Annotated in this window: 1 protein-coding gene; it reads right to left on the bottom strand. The window is 46.7% G+C overall.

Annotation, left to right across the window (positions count from 1 at the left end; all coding sequences use genetic code 11):
* On the bottom strand, positions 1-1519 hold a 1519-nt coding region (infB, locus tag A3766_RS27645; protein WP_068643391.1), incomplete at both ends, for a translation initiation factor IF-2.

Below are 1519 nucleotides of genomic sequence, written 5' to 3'. Positions count from 1 at the left end.
ACCACTACCCACGATTCTTACTTGAACTTCTTCATTACCAATGTCATTCAATGATGCCGTCAGCGCCTCCAAAGAACCACGCACGTCAGTTTTCAGAACAACGTTCAAAGTACGAACTTCATCTTGGCCCATATTGCTAAACATGTTCTCAAGCTTAGAAGCCTGTTGACGCTGCAAGCGATCCTTTCGGCTCTTCTCTTCGCGGAACTCAGCTACTTCACGTGCCTTTCGCTCGCTCTCAACAACAACAAACTCGTCACCCGCATCAGGCGTGCCATTAAGACCCAGTATCTCAACTGGAATAGACGGGCCTGCATCTTTAATTGGCTGACCATTTTCATCAAGCATCGCTCGAACGCGACCGTAACACATGCCCGCAATAACGATATCACCACCACGAAGTGTACCGTTCTGTATCAATACTGTTGATACAGCACCACGGCCTTTATCAAGGCTAGATTCCACAACAACACCTTTTGCCGGAACGTTCTTGGCAGCTGTTAACTCTAGAAGCTCAGCTTGAAGCAATACAGCATCAAGCAAAGCATCAATACCTTCACCGGTATGCGCAGAAACGTTTACAAACTGGACATCGCCACCCCAGTCTTCGGGGATAACTTCTTTCGTCGCTAGTTCATTTTTAACACGATCAGGATCTGCTTGCTCTTTATCCATTTTGTTTACCGCAACAACGATCGGCATATTTGCTGATCGCGCATGCTGAATCGCTTCTTCGGTTTGTGGCATCATGCCATCATCGGCTGCTACAACCAGAATAACAATATCAGTACTGCTCGCACCACGTGCACGCATAGCTGTAAAGGCTGCGTGTCCTGGCGTATCCAGGAAGGTGATCATGCCATGACCGGTCTCTACGTGATAAGCACCAATATGCTGTGTAATACCACCTGACTCTCCACTAGCTACTTTCGCTTTACGGATATAATCAAGCAGAGAGGTCTTACCGTGGTCAACGTGACCCATTACACTGATAACTGGCGCACGAGGCGTCTCTTCACCTGCGTAATCGATACTCTCAATCACTTCAGCTTCGATCGCATCTTCAGCAACCAATTTCACTGTATGACCTAACTCCTCAGTAACAAGCACTGCAGTTTCTTGGTCAATAGACTGGTTCTGCGTTGCCATAACGCCCATACCCATCAGTGATTTAATCACAACGGCGCTCTTAACAGACATCTTGTCTGCCAATTCACTTACGATGATTGACTCACCGATATTTACTTCTCTAACCACAGGCGACACCGGTTTCTCGAAAGCATGAGTACGTTTTACTTTCTTCTTTTTAGACTTTAGCTTACGTGGCTGCGGCTCATCTTCATCGATAAGAACATCTAAACTGATTGTTGATAGATCTTCATCTCGCTGACGAGGCGCTCTGTGTCCGGCAGACTTAACATGCTTGCGTTTCGGAGCTTCGTCCTCATCCACAACAGGCACTTTTTCTTTCTTCTTGTGCTTTTTATGCTTTTCGTTTGTTTCAAGCTCAGCAGGCGTC

The sequence above is a fragment of the Oleiphilus sp. HI0132 genome, assembly GCF_001635845.1.
The sequence above is the reverse complement of the archived record's forward strand: the minus strand, read 5'-3'. Positions and strand labels throughout refer to the sequence as shown.